Raw genomic sequence first — 21,168 nt, 5'->3', positions numbered from 1 at the left:
CAAAGATAGTAGAAAGCACCAAAGGGTACGAATATTCGTTGTGGATAAGTGGGGGGTAAATGGTGGACGAAATCACTACTTTATCTTTTGCTAAAATTTAAGTTTGTATTGAAATTAAAACTTAACACACTACCTAAATGGAAGGCGCGAAACAATCATCTACTTCATCAACTAAAAGCCGCAGAATTGGCTTATCTACCCTTTCAGAACATTTAGGTAAACTACCGCCACAGGCGGTAGAAATAGAGGAAGCTGTGCTCGGTGCGCTTATGCTGGAACGAGATGCACTTTCCAACGTCATCGACATCCTTCATCCGGAAAGTTTTTATCGGGATGCGCACCAGGAAATCTATGCGGCAATTGTTTCGCTGTTCAACGACAGTCAGCCGATTGATATCAAGACAGTCACCCATCAGCTACGGAAGGAAGCGAAACTTGAAGTAGTTGGAGGAGCGCACTTTGTGGCAGAGCTGACCACCAAAGTAAACTCTGCCGCCAACATTGAGTATCATGCACGGATCATTGCCGAACAATCGATCAAGCGTGAGCTGATCCGAATTTCATCAGAGATCCAGAAGGACGCATATGAGGATACCATAGACGTATTTAAGTTATTAGATCGTGCGGAGCAGTCGCTTTTTGATGTGTCCGAGTCTCACATTCGAAAGAACTACGATAAGATGAGCTCTCTGATGCACCAGGCGATCGATCAGATACAAACAAGGAAGGATCGGAAAGATGGATTGACCGGGGTACCAAGTGGATTCTCGGCGCTTGATCGAGTCACGTCTGGCTGGCAGTCTTCCGATTTGGTGATTATCGCTGCGCGTCCGGGTATGGGTAAGACGGCCTTTGTTGTTTCTGCCTTGAGAAATGCTGCTATTGACTTCAACACTCCAGTAGCTATTTTCTCTCTTGAGATGTCTTCGGTGCAGTTGGTCAACAGGCTGATTTCTGCAGAAGCAGAATTGCCAAGTGAAAAAATCAAGAAAGGAGATCTGGCGGACTATGAGTGGGAGCAGATGATCCATAAAACAAGAAAATTGTCAGAGGCTCCAATTTTTATTGATGATACACCGGCATTGAGTATTCTCGAATTGCGAGCGAAGTGTCGAAGACTTGCTGCCCAGCACGGAGTGAAGCTGATCATCATTGATTACTTGCAGCTAATGAGCGGCGACTCCAGCAAAGGGGGAGGAAACCGGGAGCAGGAAATCGCTTCGATCTCGCGAGCGTTGAAAGGAATAGCTAAAGAACTTGACGTGCCGGTAATCGCACTTTCTCAGTTAAGCAGGGCCGTAGAGACCAGAGGTGGTGACAAGCGTCCACAGCTTTCAGATTTGAGGGAATCAGGATCTATTGAGCAGGATGCAGATATGGTAATGTTCCTGTATCGTCCGGAATACTATGGATTGGATACTGACGAATCAGGAATGCCTCTTCAGGGATTGGGAGAGGTGATCATCGCGAAGCACAGAAACGGATCATTGGATACGGTCAATCTGAAATTCATCGGTAAGTTCACCAAGTTTACAGACTGGGATGGAGATCAGGGAGATGGGTTTGGTGGCTTCCCAACATCCGGACCATCCAATTCAGACTTCACCATTACATTGCCAAGTAAGGCGAATGGAGGAGATGGAGGATCGGATGATGATACTCCGTTTTAAATGTCATCTATATACTTGCAGCTTGCAGCTTATAACTTCCTACTAAGACTATGAAAGCAATCACAATTACTCAGGAATCAGAACCGATTCAGTTGGTAGATATTGATAAGCCGGAAGTGTCTGGTGATGAGTGTTTAGTAAAAATCTCAGCAGCTGCGCTCAACCGACGTGATCAATGGATTAGAGAAGGAATGTACCCGGCCATTCAATTCGGGACGGTACTTGGCTCTGATGGTTGTGGGGTGGTTGAAGAAGGACCGGCTAACTGGAAGGGAAAAGAAGTGATTATCAATCCAAATGTGAACTGGGGGGATAACCCGGAAGCTCAATCCTCGAAGTATTCAGTGTTAGGTATGCCCACCAATGGAACCTTAGCTGAGTACATCAAAGTGCCTGCACATCGATTGCAGAAAAAACCAGCACACTTGAGTAATGAAGAAGCTGCATCATTGCCTCTCGCAGGACTTACTGCTTTCCGTGCAACCATCAAAAAAGGAGGCTCAAAGACTGAAAAAAAGGTACTTGTTACGGGTGCAGGCGGTGGTGTGAGTCAGCTGGCTATCGCTTTTGCTGTAACTTCCGGAGCTGAGGTGTATGTGACGAGTGGGAGTCAGGAGAAGATTGACAAGGTGAAAGAAGTTGGAGTGAAGGGTGGTTTTAATTACAAAGATGACAAGTGGTTCAAGGAAGCCGCTCAGCTCAGAGGCTTTGATTCAATTGTTGATAGTGCTGGAGGAAACCAGTTGAATAATTATCTGAAAATCATAAAACCTGCAGGAAGAATAGTTATGTACGGAAGCACAACAGGCTACCCGGAGAAAGTGGATGTGTTCAGGCTTTTTTGGTCGCAAGTCCAAATCATGGGATCAACCATGGGCAATGATGATGAGTTTGTTGAAATGCTGGATTGGGTAAATAAATACCAGATTAAACCGACAGTTGACAAAGTTTTTGAATCGAGTGATTATCTAAAAGCCTTTGATCGGTTTAATGATGCCGACCACTTCGGAAAAATTGTCATTAATTTCTAGCAATTAAATTGTATTACACCTCTAGCGAATAACAGAAGAAAGTTGTAAATTTTCTTATGTGTCGCTTCACATTTTATCAGGGTAAGTCTATCAGAATAGGTTCCCTGATCACTGAGCCTAAGCATTCGCTTATTCGTCAGTCTATGATGTCAAAGGAGAGGGAGGAGCCACTCAATGGTGACGGGTTTGGGCTTGCCTGGTACAGCAAAAATCAACAAGGGGAACCTGCATTATTTAAATCCATTTCCCCTGCATGGAGCAATCAAAACTTACATGAGCTGAGTCGGGTGATCGAAACGACCTGCGTGATGGGCCATGTAAGAGCTGCCACTCAGGGGTTTAATGTTAGCGAATCCAATTGTCATCCCTTCAAGTGGCAGCACTTCGCATTTATGCATAATGGTGATATTGGTGGATTTAGTACAATTAAACGAGCACTGATACATATGCTCTCCGATGAAGCTTTTCAGCATATAAAAGGAAGCACGGATTCAGAACATTTTTTTGGTCTGGTGATTGATGAGCTTATACGCCTGGAGCACCTTGAGCCATGGGACCGTCTCCCTACCGCGATGATGGCAGCAATCAGGAAAGTAATCGGTTTGATAAAGGATCATCAGGTGGAAGACCCTTCTTATATGAATATGGTCCTGACCGACGGACATCTGGCTGCTGCAGTACGTTTTACTACCGATGTTTCGAAAAACGCCGATTCATTGTATCTCAATTTGGGTAAAAAGTATGTATGCGAGGATGGTGTTTGCTATATGAAAGATTCAGGGGTGAATGAGAAATCAGTAGTGATCTCCTCTGAACCGTTGAGTTCGGATCCGGGGTGGGAGACCGTGCCGGTAAATTCAATGGTTTTAGTAGAGGAAGGAAGAATCAGGGATAAAATGGAAATTCGTCTCTAGGACTATTTATACTTGTCATTCAAACCAACCTTTTCCCGAATCATTGGAATGATTTTTTCCAATCGTTTTTGTTTGGTTTCAGGTCTTTTCGCTTCGGCAATGTACTCCGTATATTCTCTTTTACAGGAAAGAGACATGGAGTCAAAAACCTCTGATAGAAACCCATCAGAAGCCAGCGCCTCTTTCAATTCGTCCGGTACCAATAAGGGCTTTTTTTCTGGTTTTATCTCTTTGCCTTTCTTTTGATTTTGAATGGCTTCTTCAATGTAGGATCGAACCAGTTTTTCATCAATTTCATCCACAGACTCAAATCGCCACTGACGCATGCCTTTGGTTTTTCCTTCCTGTGCATTGATCAGCTTCTTTGATTCATCTTTTAAGAAAGAGCCATTGAAAAACCAGAGTCCTGCATAGCTCTTAAACGCTCCAATGCCGGCAACATTTTTATTTTTTAAGCAATAGGTAGGAATGCCCCACTTCATTTTTTCTTCCAGCTCGGTTGATAGTAGGATGGACTGTAGCTTTTCAAGCAGGGGGCGGTATTCCTTATTCAATGAGATATACTCTTCTGGGGTTTTGGCCATTATCATAAATCAAATTTACAATTTGAAGTTCCTTAAATCATATTATTAAGTGCAAAGCAAAATTTTGGTAACATTCTTGTAATCTGTAAGTGTTTAATTTATAGATGTTTATGATTGCAATTGTTTGACATTTCATGTAAATTAATCTTTCACCAAACCTCACCACTATGAAATTTCATCCTGCTTTTCGATTTTCCTTCTTGCTTCTTTTTGGATATTTCTTACTATTTCTAATTGCCTGTAAAGATGATGAGGCGGGAGACGCTGACACAATTACAGCATATGAAGACAATGATAATGACGGTTTCGGAGACCCTGAAACTAAAGCGGAGCTTTCTGAGTTGACCGATGGGTATGTTCTTGATAACACCGATTGTGATGATACGAATGCAGCGATCAACCCTGATGCAACCGAAATTCCGGATAATGATGTTGATGAAGACTGTGATGGTTTGAAGGACCTTACCTGGTTTGAAGATGCAGATGAGGATGGATTTGGTAATCCGGAGGTTATGCAAGTGGGAGATGTCGCTCCGAATGGGTTTGTAGGTAATAATGATGACTGTGACGATACAAATGTTGACATTAATCCGGATGAAGAAGAAGTTCCCGATAATGATGTCGATGAAAATTGTGATGGAATCAAAACCTACACTTGGTATGAAGATTTAGATGAGGATGGATTTGGTAATTCTGAGTCTTTTGAGGTTGCAGCGGAACAACCCTCGGGTTATGTAGACAATGATGAGGATTGCGACGATGATGATGCGTCAATAAATCCAGAAGCTACTGAGATAAAGGGCAATGATGTAGACGAAAATTGTGATGGAAATGTGGAATCAGCAGTTTGTGGTGACGGAGTACATGATGTTGGGGAAATCTGTGATGATGGAAACGGGGAAAGCGGCGATGGGTGTAATGCAACATGTGACTCAGATGAAACATGTGGAAATGGGTATGTTGATGAAGGTGAGATATGCGACGATGGTAATACAGTGAGTGGCGATGGATGTAACGATACTTGTACGTCTGATGAGACGTGTGGAAACGGAATAGTTGATCCTTGTGAAGAATGTGACGATGGAAATACCACCTCCAGAGATGGTTGCTCTGGTATGTGTGAGATTGAAGATGGTCCTGGAGGTGAGACCATTTGCGATGATGGTATAGATAATGATTGCGATGGTTATATAGACTGTAATGATTTTGATTGTCAAGGCGTAGCAGCTTGTCCGGAAACAGAATGTAGTGATGGGTTTGACAATGATGGCGATGGCGATGTGGATTGTTCGGATTCAGACTGTACTAACGATGTGAATTGTGCGGGATGATAGATATGGTGTTTTAAAGTCTTTGGATCTGGGTCTTTTGTCAATAGCTACTCCCGATCAAATTCAAAGTTCAAATAAGCCGCTTTCAATTCTTGTAATGCTTTATGATCTCTTTGCTCTTCAGCTAACCTAATTCCTTTTTGAAATACTTCATTTGCTTTTTCCCATTTTTCATGTTCCCAAAGCAGGTGAGCAGCCTTGAAATAGGAGGGCAGGTAGTCCGGATGGTCGTTTAGCAAACCATCCAGCAAAGAGAGTGAATCATAAGGTTGAGACTCATAGTACTCCATGGCCAGGGCATATTTATTAAAAGGATTGGAGGGTTCATCCTTGATAAACTGTTCTAGCAAAGAGATTCGATCCGAATTCATACGACTAAATTACTTTTGAGTTCCTTCAATTAAAACCTATTCAGATGCAAAATTCGAAATCAACCGTTCTGTTTTTCACATACATTATCTGTGTGACTTCATTAAGTGCTCAACCAGGCGACACAACTGATTACTATTATCAGATCCCTGATTATCCTGAAGAGTACACCGCAGGTGCAGTTGCGGCTCGAGTCGTGGATGGACTTGGTTTTCGATATTACTGGGGTACAGAAGGATTGAATGACAGTGATCTTAAATACAGGCCCAGTGAGGGAGCAAGAAATATTGAAGAGACCGTTGATCATATTTTAGTGCTAACAGAAATACTCGCAAAGGCTGTAGATGAGGAACTATTTGAGGGAATAGAAGTAGAAGGGCTTTCTTTTGAAGAAAAACGTAATAGAACCCTTGAAAACATCAAACAAGCTAGCATCCGACTTAAATCGTCTAATGCCGAGGATTTGAAACGGTATGACATCAAATTTTCCAATGGTACACAGTATCCATTTTGGAACCTGCTCAATGGTCCTATTGCAGACGCGATCAATCATGTTGGGCAGATCATTTCATTTAGGCGAACCAATGGAAATCCTTATAACCAAAACCTGAGTGTGCTTCAAGGAAAGGTGAGAGATTAATGGTTATCGAGGGTTCTCAAAAGTGTCATTCTGAGGAACGAAGAATCTCAAAATATGATATTCAGGTATTTAAAAGTTTAAAGATTCTTCACATTCGTTCAGAATGACAGTCAAATATTAAAGGAAGTCATACTGAACTTGTTTCATATCTATCAATCCTTAACCTTTAGAAATGTGATCAATGATCACCTCCGCATGCTCCCTGGAGTTTTCAATGAACCATGCATTGGTTTTTAGTCCACCACATATAACTCCAGCCAGGTAAACGCCTGACACATTGGTTTCCATCGTTTTTTCGTTGTATATCGGTGTTTTGAATTCATCATCCCCGATTTTCACACCTACATGCTTTAGGAAAGAAAAGTCTGGTTGGTAGCCGGTCATTGCCAAAACAAAATCATTTGAGATTGTCAGTTGTTCTGCCGGCGTTTGAATGTCAATCGAGTGCTCTTCGATACGTGTAATGTTACTCTCAAAGTAGGCTTTGATTGACCCTTCGGCTATTCGATTATCGATATCCGGTTTTACCCAATATTTCACTCTAGGGTTAATTTCTTTTTCACGGATGACCATAGTTACGCTTTTGGCGCCTTTTCTGTAGACCTCAAGAGCCACATCTACCGCAGAGTTTGCTGCTCCAACGACAGCTACATCCATGTCATAATAGGGGTGGGGCTCATCATAGTAATGTTTGACCTTAGGCAGGTCCTCGCCAGGTGCATTTAGCAGGTATGGTAAGTCATAAAAACCTGTAGCGATAATCAGATTTTTTGCTTGATAGGTTCTTCTTTTTGAATGAACCTGAAAACCATCTTCCGTTTTCTTCACCTCTTCTATACGTTCGTATAGTCTGGTGTTCAACTTCCATGAAGATGCTACGCGTCGGTAATATTCCAATGCTTCCGATCGGGTTGGTTTGGGGTTATGAGAGATGAATGGCACACCTCCAATCTCCAATCGATCAGAAGTGGAGAAGAATGTCATGTTTCTAGGGTAGTTGTAGAGCGAATTAACTAGACACCCCTTATCCACTATCACGTAGGATAGATTTACTTTTTCGCACTCAATACCACAGGCAAGCCCGATTGGCCCGGCTCCAACGATTAAAACATCAACAACTTCGCTCATACTGCGAAGGTAAATTCGGATTAATTATCAGGACAGAATTCAACAGTAAAGTTTCCGTTTACGGTGTTTTCTCCATCCAGCGTGGCATCCATTCTTCCGGTTACTTCAGTTTCTGTAATTGTCAGGATTTCTACCGCACCAATTGAAGCGATGTTATTTACTGCTCCATCTGGATTGAAGAGCGTTACTGTTCTTCCGCTAAAGTCACTAAAATTAAGTGAAAGTTCATACAGTCCCACCTCTGCAGGCATGAAGAAAAAGACGCTCACCTCATCTCCAAAACCGAAAAAATCACATACATCAGTTATGTCTTCATTTGAGTGATACAGGTCAAAGGAAATCTGCTCCTCTCCTTCAAAAGTTGTTGTTTCAACGGTACCTTCTCCGTAAGTGAAAACATGTCCATCTATAGTTCCCTGTAAATTTTGGTTGATAAAATCGTATGAAGGACCTGAGTCATCGTCTTTTCCACAAGAAGAAATGAATAGTGTTGCACTTATGCTAATTGAAAGAAGAAGGGGTTTGAGTAGCAATTTCATAACGTTTAATGTTTTCCGCAAATTTACACTTACCCTTGCTCTATTCTCTTGACTGCCTAATAAACAATTCGACCATTGGTCTGATATAATCAAACAACTCAAACCTCCCTTTCTGACCTGACTTATTGGTTGTTATGGCAAAAACCAAGTCATATTCTGGGTAGACTGCCAAAAGCGCCATTCCTCCTACAGCCATGCCGCCGTGGTGAATGACTTCCACCTTTCTGTTTCCATTAAAGTACTTCTCTGAAAAATCATGACGCCACCCAAGGGCATAGTTTTGTTCATTGATCGTGCCGTCATTAAGTTTCTGAGGTGAGGTTAGCATTTCAATGGTCGTTTGACTTAAAAAAGATGAGTCGAGTAACGCATTACCGGCTCGCACCAGATCCGAAGGTGTAGAAATGAATCCACCACCGGCCCATTTATTACTCAGATCTACATCAAAAGCATTTTTATAAAAACTGACATCAGTATCATAAGGAATCGCCCTGTCTGCTGAGATATCCCTAATATCATCGGATTGGGTCATGCTCATTTTCAAAGGTTTGAAAACATGATCTCTCATATACAGAAGAAAATCCCGGCCGGATACTTTTTCCATTGCTAGACTCAATGCCGTGAAGTTATACGAACTATAGGCAAACGATTCACCAGGAGTAAATAGCAGATTATCTTTCTCAAATTGACTCAGGCTAGTTTCTACACTTTCATACTCGTTGTTATGATAGTACTCCCAAATAGGAAAACAAAAGCATGTTTCATAGTTGCGGATGCCAGACTGATGAGAAGCCAGCTGACGGATAGTCATCCTTGGTTGATTTTGAAATTGTCCAGTGTAATACTGGATGGAAGAATCCGGATCAATCAGCCTATTTTCAATCAAGTTACCCAGCCCCAGGGAGGTAAGTGCTTTTGAAACACTTCCTATACGATATTGTGAGCTGGTGTCTGATGATACCTGGTTTTTTATATCCTGATAACCGATAGCAAAGGTCCAGATCATCTTTCCGTTGATCATCGCCGCAACCGAAATCGATGGTGCTTCACTCATTTCAATTAAGGAATCGAGATGATGTTTAGATGATTCAATGGCATTTAAGTATTTCTTATCCTCAATACCTTGAAATGTCAACTCATTGCGGTTTTTTGGCATTTTCTCCCAACCAAAGTTCCAGTCGATGATTGGCTGAAAAAGGCCATAGAGTATCCACCCCAGTCCAATGAGACCGAGTAAACAGCTGATTTTTTTCATGGCTTAGTTTTTTATTCTTTCGGATTTGATGAATTCCAATCCTTTGAAGAGGAGGATGATTTCAATAATGGTTGCAGGAATAAGCATTAGATAGCCAAGGAAGAAAAGGATAACCACAACAAAGAAAAAACCGACAATAACCTCAATAATACCCGCAATTTTAGCGAGCTGACCCATTCCGTCCTGAAGTCTCATGAGCCCAATCCCGAAGACAATGCCTACAGCTCCAACACAAATAGATTCACCTGCACCCAATGACAATAAGTTTGTATCACTGATTGGATAAAAGATGCTGAAGACGTCAAAGAAGGTGATCACGGCAAATAGGCTAATCATGAGAAAGCCTGCTATCTTCAGCAAGTAATTGGAGAAGTAATCGCCAAGCTTAATAAGCCCCATGACAAAAAGCGTGTAGGAAAGGAAGTAACCTATTTTAGCAGCTACAAAGAATCCAATTGAGTCGACTTCATAGAAGTTTTCAAATCTTTCATATTCAAGTAGTGCATCCAGAAACCCTAGCACAAAATAGACAATACCTGAAATCCAGGCTACCTGTAGCCATGATTCTGTTGATCTTAGATAATCCTGGGTTTTGGTGACATTAATTGTATTCTTAAAACTCTCAAAGTCTGCATCAAGAGCTGATAAAAGTATCTTGATAGTAGATACTCTGGGAGTTACTTCTCCGGATTCAATTCGCTGAATCGTACGTACGCTTACATTACATGCTTCGACCAGGTCTTCTTGCGTCAGACTTTTTTGTTGACGGAGTTCGGCAAGTCTTTGCCCAAGTTCGGGTTGTTTCATTTTTGTGATCTTTTCGGCAATAGTATTCCGAAGCTAACCCTATTTGCAAAAAATCAGCTTGCAATATACCCGTCATTTACCTGTCATTTCTTTAAAACCTCACTAATAGGAAAACCATCCCCGAAATAACCGGGGATGGTCTCAACTATGACACGTATTAATATGAAGAGGATTCAATTAATACGTACGCTCCACCTTACCTAGTCCATGTTCCTTTTTAGTGACTTGCTTGGTATTTCCTTTGAATAGGATAGTACCACCACCATAGACATTAGCTTTCAAATTGTCTTTCACATTCATTTCAATATCTCCTGATCCCGTGAGTGTGGCTTTGGCGGATTTCAGGTCAAGTTTGAATGCCTCGATTTTTCCATAACCGGAAAGGGTAACATTGGCACTATCTGCATACCCGGTCACTTTGGTTAATCCACTTCCTGAATTGATTATGGCTAGATTTTTTCCTTTAATATCTAAGTCTAAAGTTCCTGACCCTGAATTAGTTAATATCAGTTCTTTAGAGGAGATGGAGTTTTCGGCTATGATTTTCCCATTTCCATTTACATTAAGCGACTGAATATCTTTCATGGAGACGTATACGTCAAGCTTGGGAGAGATTTTAATGTCATCGATTTGCTCCCAAATGCTGCGGTTCTTTTCTTCTCTTTTAATGTTTATATCTAATGATCCATCCCTGATTTTAAATTCAGAAATGTCCATTACCTCCTTGAGTGCTCGAACTTCTACTCGCGTTTCATTCGATTGTTTCAGGTATACGGTGTAGCGTGAGTTGACATTGATTGTTTGAAAATCCTCAATAATTTCAATGTCTTCTTTCACTACTTGGGATTGAGCTAGTAGCTGAAATGGAATCAGTGATACCGATAAGATTATAAATAGCTTTCTCATAGTTTCTTTTTTTAAGAAACGGTTCTAATGACATGCCAATCATGTTGGCTAGCTTAAAAGGATGTTTTCGGGTCATAACCTTTCTCAAATTGAGAATTGTAATGATATTTTGAGAATAAAAAAGGCGCAGCAAATGCTGCACCTTTCATTTTCCCATGCTGGCTATCCTTTAATATACGTAACCGAGAGCAGTTTTGTCATCGGCAGTAAAAGGACGATCTCCTTCAGGACTGCCACAGGCCAGCATCCAACTGTTTGCACTTGGTCCGGTAGGAGTGCCTGGAATATGATTAGCACCTACACCACCGTCACCTTCATCATCTGGGGATCCACCACAACTGTAGCTTCTGTCCATGTAATCTGTGTGACGGAATCCAATGCAGTGACCCATCTCATGAGCAATGGTAGTAGCTAATCCGTTAATGTTAGAAACATTGTCATAGTACCCCCTGGTCATTAAGATCGTACCATATGGATCACCATTCTCAGGGAAACCAGCAGATCCTAAAATGCCAAACCAGTAATAATACCAAGGTGAAGCACGAATCGTAATATCAGCCTGACCTGAACTCGAGACCCTGTTAAAGGTAAGGTTCAGACTTTCATCATTGTACCGGTCTATAGCAATGTCCGTAGCATCTACATACTTCTGAGGCATGTTTTGAACATACACATTAATCGTTCTCGGGGTACCGGTTACTAAATTATCTGTGTGATAATGTTCTTCAACCGGGAGACCATCACTGGGAGACATTTTTTCCAGTTGATCTAATGTAATCCTGATGTCTCCTTCAATGAAAAGTACACCATCATACATTTTCACTTCATCGGCATTGAAACCGAGATTTGCTACTTGTGCCAAGACTTCATCTGGCACTTCTTCTAATTGAGGTTGTTGTCCTTCATTGCTGTCCTGGCAAGACCATAACAATCCCAGAACTAGGGCGAAGGCGCCCAGCTTCATTAATCTTCTCATAATACGTTTAAAATTTGGTTCTTAACCATGAAGTTAAAAAAATGTATTGAAGTATAAAACCATTACGAAAGAAAATATGATTTTTTAAATAAAAGATGAAGGGAAGTGAAGGTGCGGTTGAAATGAAATTTTTGGTTTTTGAAAAAGGGAATGAATTGGCTTCCCAAATTGACCATTATTACTAACTTCGAGGTTCAAAAAAATGGGGAGCTGAACCGTTTTGCTTCTCGCTTGTTTCTTATACAAAACACTCAATAAATAAATGAAAATATTAGTTTGTATTACGCATGTGCCGGATACTACATCTCGCATTGCGTTCACCGACGGAGATACCAAATTCGATAAAAATGGTGTTCAATTCATCATAGGGCCTTACGATGATTATGCGCTGGCAAGGGCTGTAGAATTGAAAGAGCAAACCGGAGGGAGCATTACCGTATTGAATGTAGGAGAAGCTGAAACCGAGCCAACGATTAGAAAAGCATTGGCCATTGGTGCGGATGATGCAATAAGAGTGAATGCATTTCCTCAAGATGCACTTTTCGTGGCTAAACAGATAGCTGCTGTTGCGAAAGCTGGAGGGTACGATATGATTTTGATGGGTCGAGAATCCATTGATTTTAATGGTGGTCAGGTGCATGGAATGGTAGGCGAATTATTGGGAATACCATCTGTTTCCCCTGTTATGACATTAGACTTAGATGGTGACACAGCGAAGGTCTCCAGGGAAATAGAGGGGGGTAAGGAATATTTAGAACTTCCTTTGCCATTTGTGGCTGGGTGTCAGGAACCAATCGCTGAATGGAAGATACCAAACATGAGAGGGATCATGAGTGCAAGAACGAAACCTTTAGAAGTGAAGGACCCGACAGGGGATGCTCCTAAAACAAAGGTGAGCAAGTTTGAAATGCCACCTGCAAAAGGCGATGTGAAGTTGGTAGATCCTGATAACATGGATGAACTAGTAGATTTATTGAAAAACGAAGCAAAAGTGATTTAAGATGGCAGCATTAGCATTTGTAGAAATAGACGAAGGAAAAGTTAAGAAATCATCTCTTGAGGCGGTAAGCTATGCTCATGCTGTAGCTGGAGGTGTTACAGCAATTATTTTTGGTAAAACCGATGACATGGATGAAATCGGTAAGGCTGGAGCGAGCAAAGTTTTAAATGTAACTGATGAGAAGTTGGCCACACCAAATATCATGGCATATGCATCTGCAATTGCGGAGGCAATGAATCAGGAGGGTTCTGATCTGCTGGTTTTAGCCAAGAGTTCTTTAGGTGATCCGGTCTCTGCCAGAGTATCTATCAAGGTGGACGCTGCACTAGCCTCTAATGTGGTTGATTTACCTGATACATCAAGTGGCTATTCAGTAAAGAAAAGTATTTATACAGGTAAGGCATTTGCCAATACTAACCTTGAGGGGGATAAAAAGATCATCATCATTAAGAAGAATGCTATCGCAGTGAAGGAAGATGGTGGTTCACCGGAGGTGGTTGAGTTTGCTCCGACCATTAATGATGGAGATTTCACCGTGAAAACAACCAAAACGGAAAAAGCAGAAGGAGATATTCTACTCCCGGAAGCGGATTTGGTTGTTTCCGGAGGAAGAGGACTAAAAGGCCCTGAGAATTGGGGAATGATCGAGGAATTGGCCAAAACGCTTGGAGCAGCTACAGGGTGTAGTAAACCTGTTTCTGATATGGACTGGAGACCTCATCATGAGCACGTTGGACAAACAGGAATTAAAGTTAGTCCTTCATTGTATATTGCTATTGGAATTTCGGGGGCTATCCAGCATTTGGCGGGAGTGAATTCATCAAAATACATTCTTGTCATCAACAAGGATCCTGAAGCTCCGTTTTTCAAAGCCGCAGATTATGGTGTCGTTGGAGACGCCTTTGATGTGGTACCGAAACTTACTGAAGCAATCAAGAAGGCACAAGGTTAATGGCCGACGAGAAAATAAAGTTAGAGATTTTGGGACTGTCATCAAGCCAGTCCCAATCTGGCTCTTTTGCACTAGTATTGGGAGAGTCAGGAGGGAATAGAAGGCTTCCTATCATTATAGGCATGTTTGAAGCTCAAGCCATTGCTATCGAGATAGAGAAGATAGTCCCCAATCGTCCCATGACTCACGATCTTTTCAAAGCATTTTCTCATAATTTTGATATTTCTATTAAGGAGGTCTACATCTCTGACCTGAAAGAAGGCGTTTTTTTTGCACGGATTATTTGCGAGCACAATGGAAAAATCTTTGAGATTGATTCCCGACCTTCGGATGCCATTGCGATAGGTCTTCGTTTCAATGTGGATTTCTTTACCAATGAAAATATTCTAACTGAAGCAGGTATTGTTTTGACAGACGAATATGAAGAAGAAATAGCGCAGAAAGAGCCGTCCAAGCCAGAGAAAACAAGCCTCGAAGATCTTTCGTCCAGTGAACTCGAAAAGCTACTTAATGAAGCACTGGATAAAGAGGACTATGAGAAAGCTGCCCGAATCAGGGATGTGCTGAACAAGCGAAACTAATAATGGATTACGTAAGAGGAATAGCCGGATTAATAGGCCTTGTTGCAATTGCCTGGGCACTTTCCGGTAGCAGGAAGCAAATTGACTTTCGTCTCGTCGGAATTGGTATAGCTATTCAGGTGATCATTGGTTTGCTTATAGCGAACGTGGGTTTTATTAATGACCTATTTTCCTGGATGAGTGCGGGCTTTGTTAAGTTTCTCAACTTTGGTTTAAAGGGAGCTGAGTTTCTATATGGTGATTTAGCCAAAAACAGTGAGGCTGTAGATGCCAAGCACAATCTTGGCTTTCTCTTTGTCTTCCAAGCCCTACCTACTGTCATCTTCTTTTCATCGGTGACTGCAGGACTTTATTACCTGGGCTTATTGCAAAAGATTGTCTACGGATTTGCCTGGATCATGGCGAAAACAATGCGATTATCGGGAGCTGAAAGTTTATCTGCTGCAGGAAATATCTTTCTGGGTCAAACAGAGGCACCACTTCTTGTCAGGCCATTCATTAGTAAAATGACCAAATCAGAACTCAACTGCCTGATGACAGGAGGGATGGCGACTATTGCGGGTAGTGTACTTGGTGCTTACGTATCGTTTCTTGGTGGAGGTGACCCTGCGCAGCAACAAATTTTCGCAACCTATCTGCTTAGTGCTTCAATTATGAATGCACCTGCTGCTATCGTAATGGCAAAGATGTTTTTACCAGAAGATGAACCGGAAAAGATCGATAGCAGTCTAAGTGTTAATAAGGAAAATATAGGTGTAAATCTGGTGGACGCATTGGCAAGAGGCGCCTCTGATGGAGTTAAGTTGGCTTTGAATATTGCCGGGATGCTGCTGGCTTTTATAGCTGTGATTTTTGCTTTAAACTGGATATTGGTAGATGGGATTGGAGAGCTTACCGGATTGAATGAGTTTGTAGTTCGAACTACTGATGGAGCATTTGAAGGCTTTTCACTTCAATATATTCTTGGACAAGTTTTTAGGATATTCGCTTTTATTATGGGCGTTGATTGGGCAGAAACGATCAAAGTAGGAAGCCTATTAGGACAAAAGACTGTTATCAATGAGTTTGTAGCCTATCTGAGCTTAGCCGATATGAAATCAGCTGGCTTGCTTTCAGAAAAATCCATTATTATTTCTACATATGCATTATGCGGATTTGCTAATTTTAGTTCTATTGCAATTCAGATTGGTGGAATAGGTGGAATGGCACCAAGCAGACAAGGTGATTTATCTAAACTAGGACTTAGGGCACTTGTAGCTGCAACTTTGGCCACTATGATGACTGCAACAATTGCTGGGGCTTTATTTGGGTAATAATGTGAAGGTTGGCAATGAAAAGAAGGAGGTAAAAAGATTACCCTCCTTCAAGTTTTTTAATGGGACATCAGGAAATCAAGCTATCCACCCAATACGATCCTTGTATTTTTGATCAAATTGATGGAGGTTCAGGAGGATAGACTTAATTCAACTTTACATCCACTTCATATCCATTTACAGTAATATTTACTGATTTATCTCTTTTGTTCTTGGAGTGAGCTTCGACTTCTAACTGATCTCCATCTTTGATGTATCTCTTTACATCAACGGATGATTCATCGTATTCGACCTTACCGTATTTGACATTTGACTTTAGGATAAAGGATGCATTACTAATACCAATAGAGGCATCAATGTACTTGCCATCGATATAGACATCAGATGCTTCTGGGCTCAGGCTTTTGATTTCAACTTCATCTTCATAGGCATTGAGCTGGAAGCTTGATTCAAGCGTCTCAATTCTATGATTTCCGTACTTAGAGTTCATGCTTTTGAACTGTCCTAATGTACCAATGTTTGTTTCATCTTCGTAGGATTGTTCAAAAGTGATGGACTTTGCTTTTTCTATTTCAAATTTGCTGTACTTGCTACTGGTTAATACTAATAATTCAACATCTTCTATTTCCATATCCATTTCATAGAACTCAAGTTTCCCCTCGCCAAGTCGTTCTGTGATTTCGATCTCACCATATTTGAAATTCCCGGATATCTCATCTATTGAACCAATTTGATAGTCTGACTCATAGGAGGTGGCTTCTATTGTTTCAACTTCAGCCAATTCCATATTTGAATATTTTGCGTTGAGTTCTAAAGTTCCGATGATTCTGGCATCAAGTTCTTGCTCGTAAATTTCCATCTTCGCATTTCCAATCTGCTGAATTGAAGCTGAGCCATATTTCATATTAAAAATGCCTTCTTCAATCATTTCTGCCTCGAGTTCACCAGAATATTGTTTGAAATCCACTTTCTTGAATGATCCTATCATTCGAACATCTTCATAGGAATTTGAAATCTCATAGTCATTCACTCCGGGAGCTTTTACCTTATATGTCACTTTGAGTTCATCATCTCCATAGGAGATTTGTATGCCTACATGCTTTCCACCAATTTGAATTTTGTTTGGTATGTCCAGGTCAGTATCAATGAGTAATTCTGTCGCACCTTTTTGTATGTGATCTTTTACGTTCTGTTCAAAATCATCCAGAAACTCCTGAATCTTATCTGTCATTTTTCCATCGTATCTGACAATTGCTTCTATCTCCACCTGGGGTTTGTCCCATGCCTCCACGATAAGTTCAGTGTATTTAGCCTGGATATTTATTCTGTCAGACTTTGAAATATTGACCGTTACTTTAGCTGATCGTGTTTCACCTTCATTTATTTCAGTTGCACTTAAAGTCCATGAAAGACTACATGCTAATGCTATTATTATCAGTTTCTTCATTGTTTTTGAATTTATTCGCCCTTTTTATTTCCAGTTCTAACTTTCTGAGAAGCTTAATTTTCTTCTCATAGTAATCAATCAATACACCCACAAGCTGTTGTTCATTGATTTTGCCAATATCTTGCCGGTATAATTCATTCACATCTTCAAGTGTATTTAGCTCCTCAATTATCCAGTTAAAATCCTGGCTTGACTCCAAGTCTTTCATTGGAATTTCTGATTCAAGCTGATTGATTTGCGTGATGTAATCATTTTCCATTTCTCTATACTCGGAAGAAATGTCACCAAGTGAAGCAAGTTCGTTTACGGTGCTTTGCAGCGTGATATTCTGTATAAGAAGCCCAACTGAGGTCGCAATGAAAACCACCGCTGCTACTTTCCACCATGAGAATGGATTCGGCTTCTCGTTTTTCCATTCCTTTTTCAGGTTGTCCCAAAGATCAGCTGGTGGAGTGTCCAGGTTCAGTTCATCTTTTCGATTTTTTATTAGATCTTCAATATTCATAGTGATGTTGAAGTTTAGTTTTTAATAGCTTTTTAGCATGTCTGAATTGCGTTCTGGAGGTAGACTCTGAAATGCCTAATTGCTCAGCGATTTCCTTGTGCTTTAGTCCTTCCAGAAGATGCAAACTCAAGACTGTTCTACACCCGTCAGGTAGTTCCTTTATTGCACGATGCAGCGTGTTGTTGTCTACTAGTTTCTCATCAATCTCTTCTGACTCCAGCTGACTATGTTCTTCAATGTCTTCAAAATAGAACTTATTTTTTCTGGCATACTCCAACCCCAGGTTCACAACAATTCGTTTAAGCCAACCCGCAAACGCCATAGGATCTTCCAAGTCGGCTATTTTCCGAAATGCTTTCACAAATGCTTCCTGAAGCAAATCCTTTGCTATTTCCTGATCATTTGTTATTCGTGTTAGCGTATTATACATGGCTTTTGAATAGCTATTATATAAGTTGAAAGCCGCCAGTTCATTGCCTTTCTTTAGCTGGTTAATCCATACTATTTGAGTTTCAGTCACAGGTTATTTGGCGTTTTCTATGGGTAGGATGGAAGTAGATTAAAAAGGTTGTATGAAGGTAGGTTTTTTATGCAAAAAAAAACCTGAGCTTTTGCTCAGGTTTGTTCTTATATCCCATTCTTTATATTTACTGATCTAGTCTTGCAATTAGCTCCTCAGACTTAATCTTCTCAGTGAATTTTTGCATTAATTCTGTTTGACCTTCGCATTTGTAACAATAGGCCAAAATAAAGTTCTTCATATCAGTCTCGTCCATTTTGTCAACTTTTTTGATAGCCTTCTTTGTTTTTCCCTTATATGCATAGTTAAGGATAAGGTTGAAATCGGCCTCCTTTGAAAGATTTTTGTCCGAAGACTTTGATGCTGTTTTAAAGTATTCATCACTTAGGCTGAAGAAATCATTGGCCAATGATGGGTCATCAATTTTTGTTCCTTCTTTTTGATACCATGATCCAATATTAAACGAGGCGGACTCAACAGCTTCTTCTTTTATGACCATTGAGAAATCAGTTGAGGGTAATGGAGAATCAGGAAGGCTTTCAAGAATTTCAAAGTATGGATCAGCTTGCCGATACCCTACCTGATTCCATAAAACTTCACCTGCAGGATCAATAATTACAACTTTAGGGATAGATGAAGCCTGATAACTCATTGCCAAACCCTGATTGATGTCTACATCAATTTTTAGAAAAATGAATTTATCAGTAAATGCTTTCATACTTTCTGTATTCCACATATCACTGTCCATTTTTTTACATGGCCCGCACCAAGCTGCCCAAAAATCCATTACAATAAATTTGTCATTGCTTAAGGCCATTGCCTGGGCTAGTTTCATGTCTTTTACCCAGCTAACTTGAGAGTGTGATTTCAGGCCAAAACTTATTAGAGTTAAAAATAATAATAGGTGTTTCATAATGGTTTGATTAGGTTTTAAGGCGAATATAAAAAAAATCCCTGAACGATTAAATTCAGGGATTTCTGTAGTCCAGATGCATTTGCATTAGAGCACTACTTATAGCTATTGTTTTGCTTAGGAGCTCCTGCCATTATATCGTCATTAGCGAACTCCTCAAATTTTTTGAAGTTCTCAGTGAATCTGGAAGCCAGATCATTAGCTTTTTGATAAAAGCCTTTGTCATTCTTCCACGTTTCTCTTGGACTTAGGATCTCGTTTGGCACGCCCGGACAGGTTGTTGGGATTTCTGCTCCGAAGATGGAGTGTGTTCTGTATCCAACATTATCTAACTGGCCATTCAATGCAGCAGTAATCATTGCTCTGGTGTATTTCAGGCTGATTCTATTTCCTACACCGTAAGGACCGCCTGTCCACCCGGTATTTACCAGCCATACATTTACATCATGCTTATCCATTTTTGCACCAAGCATTTCTGCATATTTAGTGGGATGTAGAGGTAAGAATGGCGCTCCGAAGCATGCGGAGAATACCGGCTCTGGTTCTGTAACTCCAGCTTCAGTTCCAGCTACTTTGGATGTATAACCCGAAATAAAGTGATACATCGCCTGTCCCTTACTCAATCGTTGGATTGGGGGAATCACACCAAAAGCGTCACAGGTAAGGAAGAAAATGTTTTTAGGGATGCCACCTATTGAAGGTTCCATCGCATTTCTAATATGATGGATCGGGTAGGAGGCTCTTGTGTTCTCGGTTACAGATTTGTTCTCATAATCTACCTCTCTTGTTCCTTCTTTGAAACGGGTGTTTTCAAGGATAGCTCCGAATTGAATCGCATTAAAGATATCTGGTTCTTTCTCTTCGGTTAGATCTATCACCTTAGCATAGCAACCACCTTCAAAATTGAACACATTCTTTTCTGTCCAGCCATGCTCGTCATCCCCAATCAATAATCTGTTTGGATCTGCTGAAAGTGTGGTTTTTCCGGTTCCGGAAAGGCCAAAGAAGATGGCTGTATCCTTTTGCTCAATGCCCATGTTTGCCGAGCAGTGCATACTTAATACCCCTTGCTCGTGTGGTAACATATAATTCAAGACAGAGAAGATTCCTTTCTTCATTTCACCTGAATATGCCGTCCCACCAATCAGTATCATTCGCTTGGTGAAGTTGATGATCGCGAAATTCGATTGACGCGTGCCATCAGTCTCCGGATCAGCTTGAAATTCCGGTACACAAAGAATCGTGAAATTGGGGTCAAATTCTTTGACTTTATATGCATCCGGACGAAGGAACATGTTGTAAGCAAAGAGGTTATGCCATGCCATCGTATTAATCACACGTACTCTTAGTCGGTGCGTTTTATCTGCTCCGGCATATGCTTCTCGTACATATACCTTCTTGTCTTCAATAAACTTCACCATTTTGTTGTAAAGCTTATCGAAGTTTTCTTCTGAAAATGGGATGTTTATATTGCCCCACCAGACGGAATCTTTGGTTTTAGCATCCTCAACAACAAATCGGTCTTTTGGAGATCTACCGGTGAATTTGCCGGTATCGCACATCAAAGCACCTGTTGAAGTCAAAACACCTTCACCGCTTTTCAGCGTTTCTTCAATGAGTTCTGACTGGCTCAGATTCCAGTGTGCTTCTTTTACTTTAATACCTAAATCAGAAAGATCGCTTTTGGAGGATTTTACGCCGTATTCTTGCATTTTTTTTATGGGTATTGATAAATGATAAGATCCCGCCGGAGCGGGACTCAAACGTTTGCGCGAAGTTACTGGAAC

General features: G+C 40.9%; 22 protein-coding genes. 9 read left to right on the top strand and 13 right to left on the bottom strand.

Going from position 1 to position 21,168, the window contains the following annotated elements:
* Window positions 1–137: 137 nt before the first annotated feature.
* The 3 genes from dnaB to ACOQON_RS08825 are packed head-to-tail and all read left to right on the top strand — an operon-like array spanning window position 138 to window position 3,615.
* Complete coding sequence (gene dnaB / locus ACOQON_RS08835) at window positions 138–1,670, top strand: replicative DNA helicase (protein ID WP_420578562.1); 1,533 nt, start codon at window positions 138–140, stop codon at window positions 1,668–1,670.
* Between the two features lie 50 nt (window positions 1,671–1,720).
* Complete coding sequence (locus ACOQON_RS08830) at window positions 1,721–2,701, top strand: zinc-binding dehydrogenase (RefSeq protein WP_420578561.1); 981 nt, start codon at window positions 1,721–1,723, stop codon at window positions 2,699–2,701.
* A 56-nt stretch (window positions 2,702–2,757) separates the two neighbouring features.
* Window positions 2,758–3,615 carry a class II glutamine amidotransferase gene (locus tag ACOQON_RS08825; protein WP_420578560.1) on the top strand — a complete coding sequence of 286 codons (858 nt, stop codon included), beginning with the start codon at window positions 2,758–2,760 and terminating at the stop codon, window positions 3,613–3,615.
* Window positions 3,616–3,617: 2 nt separating this feature from the next.
* On the opposite strand, the gene ACOQON_RS08820 is transcribed toward ACOQON_RS08825, so the two are convergent.
* Window positions 3,618–4,199, bottom strand: a complete 582-nt coding sequence (locus ACOQON_RS08820) for a YdeI/OmpD-associated family protein (protein ID WP_420578559.1) — start codon at window positions 4,197–4,199, stop codon at window positions 3,618–3,620.
* Window positions 4,200–4,366: 167 nt separating this feature from the next.
* On the opposite strand from ACOQON_RS08820, the gene ACOQON_RS08815 reads away from it, so the two are divergent.
* Window positions 4,367–5,530, top strand: a complete 1,164-nt coding sequence (locus ACOQON_RS08815) for a MopE-related protein (RefSeq protein ID WP_420578558.1) — start codon at window positions 4,367–4,369, stop codon at window positions 5,528–5,530.
* A 47-nt stretch (window positions 5,531–5,577) separates the two neighbouring features.
* Here ACOQON_RS08815 and ACOQON_RS08810 read toward each other — a convergent pair whose 3' ends face one another.
* Complete coding sequence (locus ACOQON_RS08810; RefSeq protein ID WP_420578557.1) at window positions 5,578–5,901, bottom strand: tetratricopeptide repeat protein; 324 nt, start codon at window positions 5,899–5,901, stop codon at window positions 5,578–5,580.
* Between the two features lie 44 nt (window positions 5,902–5,945).
* Here ACOQON_RS08810 and ACOQON_RS08805 point away from each other — a divergent pair, with 44 nt between their 5' ends.
* Window positions 5,946–6,539 carry a DinB family protein gene (locus ACOQON_RS08805; RefSeq protein ID WP_420578556.1) on the top strand — a complete coding sequence of 198 codons (594 nt, stop codon included), beginning with the start codon at window positions 5,946–5,948 and terminating at the stop codon, window positions 6,537–6,539.
* A 159-nt stretch (window positions 6,540–6,698) separates the two neighbouring features.
* On the opposite strand, the gene ACOQON_RS08800 is transcribed toward ACOQON_RS08805, so the two are convergent.
* The 6 genes from ACOQON_RS08800 to ACOQON_RS08775 all read right to left on the bottom strand — a co-directional run bounded on the left by ACOQON_RS08800 (window position 6,699) and on the right by ACOQON_RS08775 (window position 12,150).
* Window positions 6,699–7,667, bottom strand: coding sequence for a YpdA family putative bacillithiol disulfide reductase (locus ACOQON_RS08800; protein ID WP_420578555.1), 969 nt, complete (start codon window positions 7,665–7,667; stop codon window positions 6,699–6,701).
* 20 nt (window positions 7,668–7,687) lie between these two features.
* On the bottom strand, window positions 7,688–8,206 hold the full coding sequence (locus ACOQON_RS08795) for a hypothetical protein (RefSeq protein WP_420578554.1): 519 nt from the start codon (window positions 8,204–8,206) through the stop codon (window positions 7,688–7,690).
* A gap of 40 nt (window positions 8,207–8,246) precedes the next feature.
* A complete protein-coding gene (locus ACOQON_RS08790) occupies window positions 8,247–9,461 on the bottom strand; it encodes a serine hydrolase domain-containing protein (protein ID WP_420578553.1) in 1,215 nt (404 codons plus the stop codon).
* Window positions 9,462–9,464: 3 nt separating this feature from the next.
* Window positions 9,465–10,268 carry a helix-turn-helix domain-containing protein gene (locus ACOQON_RS08785; protein WP_420578552.1) on the bottom strand — a complete coding sequence of 268 codons (804 nt, stop codon included), beginning with the start codon at window positions 10,266–10,268 and terminating at the stop codon, window positions 9,465–9,467.
* A gap of 177 nt (window positions 10,269–10,445) precedes the next feature.
* Window positions 10,446–11,174, bottom strand: coding sequence for a head GIN domain-containing protein (locus tag ACOQON_RS08780; RefSeq protein WP_420578551.1), 729 nt, complete (start codon window positions 11,172–11,174; stop codon window positions 10,446–10,448).
* A 169-nt stretch (window positions 11,175–11,343) separates the two neighbouring features.
* Window positions 11,344–12,150 (bottom strand): M57 family metalloprotease, encoded by an 807-nt coding sequence (locus tag ACOQON_RS08775; protein WP_420578550.1) that lies wholly within the window; start codon window positions 12,148–12,150, stop codon window positions 11,344–11,346.
* 262 nt (window positions 12,151–12,412) lie between these two features.
* On the opposite strand from ACOQON_RS08775, the gene ACOQON_RS08770 reads away from it, so the two are divergent.
* Genes ACOQON_RS08770 through ACOQON_RS08755 form a run of 4 tightly spaced genes read left to right on the top strand, consistent with a single transcriptional unit; the run spans window position 12,413 to window position 15,996 of the window.
* On the top strand, window positions 12,413–13,150 hold the full coding sequence (locus ACOQON_RS08770) for an electron transfer flavoprotein subunit beta/FixA family protein (RefSeq protein WP_420578549.1): 738 nt from the start codon (window positions 12,413–12,415) through the stop codon (window positions 13,148–13,150).
* Between the two features lies 1 nt (window position 13,151).
* Window positions 13,152–14,102 (top strand): electron transfer flavoprotein subunit alpha/FixB family protein, encoded by a 951-nt coding sequence (locus tag ACOQON_RS08765; protein WP_420578548.1) that lies wholly within the window; start codon window positions 13,152–13,154, stop codon window positions 14,100–14,102.
* Window positions 14,102–14,683 (top strand): bifunctional nuclease domain-containing protein, encoded by a 582-nt coding sequence (locus ACOQON_RS08760; RefSeq protein ID WP_420578547.1) that lies wholly within the window; start codon window positions 14,102–14,104, stop codon window positions 14,681–14,683. Before ACOQON_RS08765 ends, ACOQON_RS08760 begins: the two co-directional genes overlap by 1 nt.
* Before the next feature lie 2 nt (window positions 14,684–14,685).
* Window positions 14,686–15,996, top strand: coding sequence for a NupC/NupG family nucleoside CNT transporter (locus ACOQON_RS08755; protein WP_420578546.1), 1,311 nt, complete (start codon window positions 14,686–14,688; stop codon window positions 15,994–15,996).
* A gap of 145 nt (window positions 15,997–16,141) precedes the next feature.
* Here ACOQON_RS08755 and ACOQON_RS08750 read toward each other — a convergent pair whose 3' ends face one another.
* The 5 genes from ACOQON_RS08750 to pckA all read right to left on the bottom strand — a co-directional run bounded on the left by ACOQON_RS08750 (window position 16,142) and on the right by pckA (window position 21,093).
* Window positions 16,142–17,443 carry a hypothetical protein gene (locus ACOQON_RS08750; RefSeq protein WP_420578545.1) on the bottom strand — a complete coding sequence of 434 codons (1,302 nt, stop codon included), beginning with the start codon at window positions 17,441–17,443 and terminating at the stop codon, window positions 16,142–16,144.
* Window positions 17,409–17,948, bottom strand: coding sequence for a hypothetical protein (locus ACOQON_RS08745; protein ID WP_420578544.1), 540 nt, complete (start codon window positions 17,946–17,948; stop codon window positions 17,409–17,411). Before ACOQON_RS08745 ends, ACOQON_RS08750 begins: the two co-directional genes overlap by 35 nt.
* The gene (locus tag ACOQON_RS08740; protein ID WP_420578543.1) at window positions 17,938–18,468 is read right to left on the bottom strand and encodes an RNA polymerase sigma factor; all 531 of its coding nucleotides are present in this window, start codon (window positions 18,466–18,468) and stop codon (window positions 17,938–17,940) included. Before ACOQON_RS08740 ends, ACOQON_RS08745 begins: the two co-directional genes overlap by 11 nt.
* Window positions 18,469–18,595: 127 nt before the next feature.
* A complete protein-coding gene (locus ACOQON_RS08735) occupies window positions 18,596–19,381 on the bottom strand; it encodes a thioredoxin family protein (protein WP_420578542.1) in 786 nt (261 codons plus the stop codon).
* A 95-nt stretch (window positions 19,382–19,476) separates the two neighbouring features.
* Entirely contained in the window at window positions 19,477–21,093 is a 1,617-nt protein-coding gene (gene pckA / locus ACOQON_RS08730) for a phosphoenolpyruvate carboxykinase (ATP) (RefSeq protein ID WP_420578541.1), read from the bottom strand.
* Between the last annotated feature and the right edge of the window lie 75 nt (window positions 21,094–21,168).

The organism is Ekhidna sp. (genome assembly GCF_965221965.1).
Classification (GTDB): Bacteria; Bacteroidota; Bacteroidia; order Cytophagales; family Cyclobacteriaceae; genus Ekhidna.
Note: the sequence above shows the minus strand (reverse complement) of the source record. Positions and strands in the feature narration are given on the sequence as shown.

Bases quoted from the DNA above. Each gene is read 5' to 3' on its own strand.
- dnaB (WP_420578562.1), top strand. From the start codon at position 138: ATGGAAGGCGCGAAACAATCATCTACTTCATCAACTAAAAGCCGCAGA.
- ACOQON_RS08830 (WP_420578561.1), top strand. From the start codon at position 1,721: ATGAAAGCAATCACAATTACTCAGGAATCAGAACCGATTCAGTTGGTA.
- ACOQON_RS08825 (WP_420578560.1), top strand. From the start codon at position 2,758: ATGTGTCGCTTCACATTTTATCAGGGTAAGTCTATCAGAATAGGTTCC.
- ACOQON_RS08820 (WP_420578559.1), bottom strand. From the start codon at position 4,199: ATGGCCAAAACCCCAGAAGAGTATATCTCATTGAATAAGGAATACCGC.
- ACOQON_RS08815 (WP_420578558.1), top strand. From the start codon at position 4,367: ATGAAATTTCATCCTGCTTTTCGATTTTCCTTCTTGCTTCTTTTTGGA.
- ACOQON_RS08810 (WP_420578557.1), bottom strand. From the start codon at position 5,901: ATGAATTCGGATCGAATCTCTTTGCTAGAACAGTTTATCAAGGATGAA.
- ACOQON_RS08805 (WP_420578556.1), top strand. From the start codon at position 5,946: ATGCAAAATTCGAAATCAACCGTTCTGTTTTTCACATACATTATCTGT.
- ACOQON_RS08800 (WP_420578555.1), bottom strand. From the start codon at position 7,667: ATGAGCGAAGTTGTTGATGTTTTAATCGTTGGAGCCGGGCCAATCGGG.
- ACOQON_RS08795 (WP_420578554.1), bottom strand. From the start codon at position 8,206: ATGAAATTGCTACTCAAACCCCTTCTTCTTTCAATTAGCATAAGTGCA.
- ACOQON_RS08790 (WP_420578553.1), bottom strand. From the start codon at position 9,461: ATGAAAAAAATCAGCTGTTTACTCGGTCTCATTGGACTGGGGTGGATA.
- ACOQON_RS08785 (WP_420578552.1), bottom strand. From the start codon at position 10,268: ATGAAACAACCCGAACTTGGGCAAAGACTTGCCGAACTCCGTCAACAA.
- ACOQON_RS08780 (WP_420578551.1), bottom strand. From the start codon at position 11,174: ATGAGAAAGCTATTTATAATCTTATCGGTATCACTGATTCCATTTCAG.
- ACOQON_RS08775 (WP_420578550.1), bottom strand. From the start codon at position 12,150: ATGAGAAGATTAATGAAGCTGGGCGCCTTCGCCCTAGTTCTGGGATTG.
- ACOQON_RS08770 (WP_420578549.1), top strand. From the start codon at position 12,413: ATGAAAATATTAGTTTGTATTACGCATGTGCCGGATACTACATCTCGC.
- ACOQON_RS08765 (WP_420578548.1), top strand. From the start codon at position 13,152: ATGGCAGCATTAGCATTTGTAGAAATAGACGAAGGAAAAGTTAAGAAA.
- ACOQON_RS08760 (WP_420578547.1), top strand. From the start codon at position 14,102: ATGGCCGACGAGAAAATAAAGTTAGAGATTTTGGGACTGTCATCAAGC.
- ACOQON_RS08755 (WP_420578546.1), top strand. From the start codon at position 14,686: ATGGATTACGTAAGAGGAATAGCCGGATTAATAGGCCTTGTTGCAATT.
- ACOQON_RS08750 (WP_420578545.1), bottom strand. From the start codon at position 17,443: ATGAAGAAACTGATAATAATAGCATTAGCATGTAGTCTTTCATGGACT.
- ACOQON_RS08745 (WP_420578544.1), bottom strand. From the start codon at position 17,948: ATGAATATTGAAGATCTAATAAAAAATCGAAAAGATGAACTGAACCTG.
- ACOQON_RS08735 (WP_420578542.1), bottom strand. From the start codon at position 19,381: ATGAAACACCTATTATTATTTTTAACTCTAATAAGTTTTGGCCTGAAA.
- pckA (WP_420578541.1), bottom strand. From the start codon at position 21,093: ATGCAAGAATACGGCGTAAAATCCTCCAAAAGCGATCTTTCTGATTTA.